5 protein-coding genes are annotated in these 5,656 nt (G+C 37.6%); 4 read left to right on the top strand and 1 reads right to left on the bottom strand.

The features are described from left to right. The first annotated feature begins 286 nt into the window (after positions 1-286). The gene (locus tag MW688_RS22905; protein ID WP_486738335.1) at positions 287-409 is read left to right on the top strand and encodes a hypothetical protein; all 123 of its coding nucleotides are present in this window, start codon (positions 287-289) and stop codon (positions 407-409) included. A 4-nt stretch (positions 410-413) separates the two neighbouring features. On the opposite strand, the gene MW688_RS22900 is transcribed toward MW688_RS22905, so the two are convergent. After that, positions 414-1,355 carry an SMP-30/gluconolactonase/LRE family protein gene (locus tag MW688_RS22900; protein WP_486738334.1) on the bottom strand — a complete coding sequence of 314 codons (942 nt, stop codon included), beginning with the start codon at positions 1,353-1,355 and terminating at the stop codon, positions 414-416. Positions 1,356-1,535: 180 nt separating this feature from the next. Between MW688_RS22900 and MW688_RS22895 the strand changes: the two genes are divergently transcribed. The 3 genes from MW688_RS22895 to MW688_RS22885 all read left to right on the top strand — a co-directional run. Next, positions 1,536-4,040 carry a sigma 54-interacting transcriptional regulator gene (locus MW688_RS22895; protein ID WP_486738333.1) on the top strand — a complete coding sequence of 835 codons (2,505 nt, stop codon included), beginning with the start codon at positions 1,536-1,538 and terminating at the stop codon, positions 4,038-4,040. A gap of 26 nt (positions 4,041-4,066) precedes the next feature. Further along, the gene (locus MW688_RS22890; protein ID WP_486738332.1) at positions 4,067-4,933 is read left to right on the top strand and encodes a tRNA (5-methylaminomethyl-2-thiouridine)(34)-methyltransferase MnmD; all 867 of its coding nucleotides are present in this window, start codon (positions 4,067-4,069) and stop codon (positions 4,931-4,933) included. A 240-nt stretch (positions 4,934-5,173) separates the two neighbouring features. Beyond that, a partial coding sequence (locus tag MW688_RS22885; RefSeq protein WP_486738331.1) for a restriction endonuclease subunit S occupies positions 5,174-5,656 on the top strand: 483 nt, incomplete at its 3' end.

The raw sequence follows: 5,656 nt of genomic DNA, 5'->3' as shown, positions 1-5,656 counted from the left end.
TTTCGTGCCTCAACCCAACCTACAAAATCTAGTCTGAATACGCCTTTAGGGTCAACCAATTTTTAAGGGCGATCGCATTAATTCTTTAACTCATTACTCATTACTCATTACTCATTACTTCAAGATTCATCCACAATCAGTAACATTAGGTAAAGATGCAAGATCTGAGGTTAATGCACATAACCATTTGAAGTTATGTATCAAAATCTACAAAGATTGAAAATAATTAGTATAATTAAATTAAGACAGGTTGATAAATAATACTTATATTTTGTGGAGAGACACAATGAGTGCAAATTTAACTGAAAGCTTAACTCTGATATCTATACTTACCTTTGCCTGTATTGTTATAGTTCCAGTATTGTGGTGGATTCTTCCTAGTAAAGATAGTCCTTCAGAAGAAGCTTAAGAGTTCAATAATTTCCGGCCACTTTGAGACGGACAGTATAGATACTGTCCTTGGCTGTGAGATAGAGAGTCTGATAGTCATTGTCTCCCCAAGTCAAATTAGCAGGAGGTTTTGGGGTTTCAATAATACCTAATAATTCTCCATCAGGGGAAAAAATCCAAACTCCATCTGGTCCAGTACTATAGATATTGCCGAGTCTATCTACCTCCATACCATCGGCTGCACCTCGACGACTAGAGGGTTCAAGTTCCCCAAAGACCCGGCCATTAGCCAAGCTGCCATCAGCTAAAACATCAAAAACGCGAATATGTCCTTGTTTTGAATCATTAACATATAATTTACTCTCATCAGGGGCCAAAATAATCCCATTAGGACGCACAAAGTCATCAACTAGTAAAGATAAACTGCCATCGGTGGCAAGACGATAAACACCATAAAATCCTAGTTCTTCCTCTTCAGATTTAATTCCATAGGGTGGATCGGTGAAATAAATGCTACCATCAGAATGTATAGCTAAATCATTAGGACTGTTGAGACGTTTGCCTTGGTATTGACTAGCTAAGGTAACAATTTCTCCATCTTCTTGAGTTAGAGAAACCCGGCGATTACCGTGTTCGGCAGTTATTAAACGTCCCTGATTATCTAAAATATTCCCATTGGCATTGCCAGAGGGTTGGCGGAAAACTTCAACGGATTCTCCCGGTTGCCATTTGTAGATAGTATTAGCAGGAATATCACTAAACAATAAATAGCCGTCAGGATGCCAAACAGGACCTTCAGTGAACTGAAAGCCATCTAATAATAGTTTAACTGGGGTATTAGCTTCAATAAGAGAGTTTAAAACCAGATTGGTTTGAGGAGGGTTTACTTGAGTTAGAGAAGATTGGGAATAAACCGCTAATCCTAAAGTAATAATTATAAAAATGGTAAGTAATCTAATGAACATGGCACTTTTAAAAATAATATATGGCGTTTTTTAGTCTACTGAGGTACAGAGGTTAGCGTATGAGGCAAAAAGAAGAAACAGAAAATATATCTCCTTTGCTTGGGAATTGCTATATATTCAATTAATCTTAACAGAAGTAAAATAGAAAAATAGAGCATTATAGATGAATGGGGATCAATAATGAGTGCTTCAGAAATAGTAACTTGGTTACAAGAAAGAACTGAATTAAGTTTATTAAGTGAAAATGTGTTAGAAGCGATCGCCCCGTTACTGGTAGAATGTCATATATCTAAAAACCAAACCATAGTAACAGCTAATACTCAACCTGATGGTTTGTATATTCTCAGAGAGGGTAAAGCTGAATCCTACAATAACAGTTTACTACCAGGAACAGTTATTAATCTAGAAGCCTTAATTTTAAATCAAATCTCCGATAAAACCATTATTACTATTAGTGATTGTGAATTCTGGAAAATAGAGCGATCGCAGTTTTTGGACTTAATAGCAACTTATCCAGAAATAATTCAAGCATTTTCTCAACAACTAATTACTGAAATTGAAGCTTTATCCAATCAATTAGTATTAGCTAAAGAGCGATCGCTGATTTTGCGCCCCTATTTAGTAACCAAAGCCAGACGAGGAATCATTGGTAAAAGTCGTTACGCCCAAAGATTACGCCATCAAATCAAGCAAGCCTCTCAAACCAGAGATTCTGTGCTAATTTTTGGTGAACCAGGCTTAGAAAAAGATAATATCGCCGCTTTAATTCACTTTGGTTCCCCCACCCGTCGAGAAGTAGCAATCAAAGTCGATTGTAGTACTATACAAACTAGCGGTGCAGAATTATTCGGTAGAGAAGGAGGTAAACCCGGCTTAATTGAAGCAGTGGGTGAAGGAACTATTATTTTTAACAATATTCAAGAGTTACCAAGAGAATTAATTCAACCTGTAGCCACACTCCTCAAACAGGGTATTTATTTTCCCGTTACTCCCCCAGGCAAAGTACCCGATAAGCCTAAAGTTGCTGCTGCCAGAATTATCATGATTTCTGAGCAAACTGTGCCAGAAATTGACTCTTTAGTAAAACAAATTATTAAAGTTCCACCCTTGAGAGTGAGTAAAGCTGATTTACAAGACAAGGTTAACTATTATATTACCTTGATTTGTCGGACAAGAAGAGTCAAAAAACCAGAAATCACCCCCGAAGCTATCAGAAAGTTACAAGCCTATGATTTTCCTAATAATAATCGCGAATTAATTAATCTAGTAGAAAGGGCGATTGTACAATTGGGATCTGGTACTCAATTGACTGAAGAAATTATTTGGCCCTCCCAGAGTAAGAAAAAGCAGTTTCGCTGGAATCTTCTTAACGCTTACCCCAAACTACGCTCTTTTTTGCGGAGTCCTTGGTGGCCAGACCGCATTAATTATGGCTTTACCCTTACCGCCTTTGCTTTAGTAGTATTGATTTTATTTTTAGGACCACAAACACGAGATCAAAACTTTGCCCTGAATTTATTTTGGGCTTGGTGGTGGCCCCTTGTACTAATTGGTTTTCCTTTTGTAGGCCGTGTCTGGTGTGCAATTTGTCCTTTTATGATTTATGGTGAGGTGACTCAAAAACTATCTCTGTGGCTATTTCCTCGTCAACTAAAAAGTTGGCCCAGAGAAAAGGGAGAAAAATGGGGCGGTTGGTTTCTCTTTGGTTTATTTGCTCTAATTTTACTCTGGGAAGAGTTATGGGATTTACCAAATACAGCTTATCTCTCTGCTTGGTTACTATTGATAATTACTGGCGGCGCTGTGATTTGTTCTGCTATTTTTGAACGTCGTTTCTGGTGTCGATATCTTTGCCCTATTGGTGGGATGAATGGCATGTTCGCTAAGTTATCAATGACGGAATTACGGGCTCAACAAGGTACTTGTTCGGCAGAATGTACTACCTATCAATGTTATAAGGGAGGTCCTCAAAAAGGCGAAGGTTTAGAAACTTCTGGTTGTCCTCTCTATTCTCATCCCGCTCAATTAGAAGATAATCGCGATTGTGTCTTGTGTATGACCTGTTTAAAGGCTTGTCCCCATCGTTCGGTAGAATTTAACCTACGTCCACCAGGTATCGAGTTATGGACAAGTAACAAGGTACGTATCTATGAAGTGGCTTTGATGTTTTTATTGCTTAATCTGGTGTTTTTACATCGATTGCCACAGTTACAAGGTTTATGGGGATTAGAGTTAGATTTAGATAAGTTTACTATTCATGCTGGATTTTCCCTCGTAGCTTTATTTGTACCAGTGGTTGTTCCTATTGTTGCCTACACTTTAATTAGATTGATTTGTCGCTTTATGTCTACGGTAAAACCAAGAAAATTTGGTGAGTTGGCTTATGGTTACTTACCTCTGGTGTTAGCTGCTAATTTGGCTCACTATTTATATATGGGATTGGGTGAAGCAGGGAAAATTTTACCAGTGGCGATCGCTACTTTTGATCTGAATATCTCTGGATTACCAGTTTTCACCGCAGATGCTGCCGTGATTAGTTTTCTACAAGGCACTACTTTAATTTTTGGCGCTATCACTGGGATTATACTTACTCAGAAAATTGCTAAACAGCCTCTAAGACTACTATTACCTCAGCATTTGAGTATTTTGTTATTTACAGTTAATTTTTGGTATTTGATTGTTTAGCACTAAGTGAAGGAGTAGTTAATCTTGTGTTCAAAAGTCAAATAACCGCAGATGGATCCTGGACTTTTTTTTCTGAAGAATTTACTGAGTTATTTCATTCTCATCAAGGGGCAAAACAAGAAGCTGAACAAAAGTTTATTCAGCCATGTCAACTAATCTCTAAAGCAAAAGAAACTAACAAGTTAAATATTCTTGATATTTGCTATGGGTTAGGATACAACACCGCTGCTGCTTTAGCTGCTATCTTAGCAGTAAATCCTGATTGTCAGATTAATATCATTGCTTTAGAATCAGATCTCAATGTTCCTCAACAGGCAATTAAAAATAATCTTCTCAACTCTTGGGGAGAATTGGTAAATAAGTATTTAGAGAGACTAGCAACACAATGTTATGTAGAGGCAACTAATCTAGAAGCAAGATTACTCCTTGGAGATGCAAGATCGGAAATCTCAAAAGTAATAGATTTAGATTGGAAAGCCGATGCTATTTTTCTCGATCCCTTTTCTCCCCCTAAATGTCCTCAATTGTGGACAGTAGAATTTATTAACTTAGTTGCTAGTTGTTTAAAATCTGATGGCAGATTGGCTACCTATTCCTGTGCCGCTTCTGTAAGAACTGCCTTACAATTATCTGGTCTCTATTTTGGTTCAACTCCTGGAGTCGGTAGGCGATCGCCTGGGACCGTAGCCGGTTTTACTCCAACTTTGTTACCAACCATATCTCCACAGGAAGCTGAACATTTACAAACTCGTGCGGCTATTCCCTATCGAGATCCTACTCTTAAAGATACTGCTAGTGTAATTATACAAAGAAGAATTGAAGAACAAAATCTTAGTCAATTAGAACCATCAAGTCATTGGAAGAAGCGCTGGAATAAGACTAAATCCGGTTAACTGACGGGTAGAAGGGTAGGGTGTGTTAGCGCTCCGCGCGTAACGCACCAAATTATCTGGTCTCTATTTTAAGAGCTTGATTAAATCAAAAAAAGTTAAGATTTAAATATAAGCGATTGGTTATAATTTGTCTATCAATCCCTATAAGGAGTAGGAGTCTTTGAGGGTGATTTTGCAGCAGTTGATGTGTCTAGAGGATGAAATAAGAGAGAATTTACAGGCGTTGGAGGCGATGTTGGGGTGATTAAGCATTTTTTATTAGGTGATTTATGCGAGATTAAAAGTGGTGGGACTCCTTCGCGAAAAAATGCTGATAATTATGGAGGAGGCATCCCATGGGCTAAAATTTCGGATATAGAAGCGTGTAATGGCACTCTTATTTCCACAGAAGAAACAATTACTCAACAAGGTTTAAAAGCAATTCGTAATCGAGTTTTTAAAAAAGGAACTTTGCTTTTTGCTATGTATGGTTCAGTGGGCAAAATGGCTTTTGCAGGAAGGGATTTGAGTACTAATCAAGCTATTTTGGGCATAGAAGTTAAAGATACTCAAAAGCTATTTAATCGCTATATTTACTATTGGATGCTTTCTCAAAAAAAGCTATTTTTATTTCAAGCTCAAGGTGTTACACAAAAAAATTTATCAGCTACATTTGTGAGAAACTTGGAAATACCCCTACCTCCCCTAGAAGAACAAAAACGCATTGCAGCAATACTAGATAAA

It is taken from the genome of Johannesbaptistia floridana, assembly GCF_057440575.1.
The sequence above is the reverse complement of the archived record's forward strand: the minus strand, read 5'-3'. Positions and strand labels throughout refer to the sequence as shown.

Bases quoted from the DNA above. Each gene is read 5' to 3' on its own strand.
- MW688_RS22905 (WP_486738335.1), top strand. From the start codon at position 287: ATGAGTGCAAATTTAACTGAAAGCTTAACTCTGATATCTATACTTACC.
- MW688_RS22900 (WP_486738334.1), bottom strand. From the start codon at position 1,355: ATGTTCATTAGATTACTTACCATTTTTATAATTATTACTTTAGGATTA.
- MW688_RS22895 (WP_486738333.1), top strand. From the start codon at position 1,536: ATGAGTGCTTCAGAAATAGTAACTTGGTTACAAGAAAGAACTGAATTA.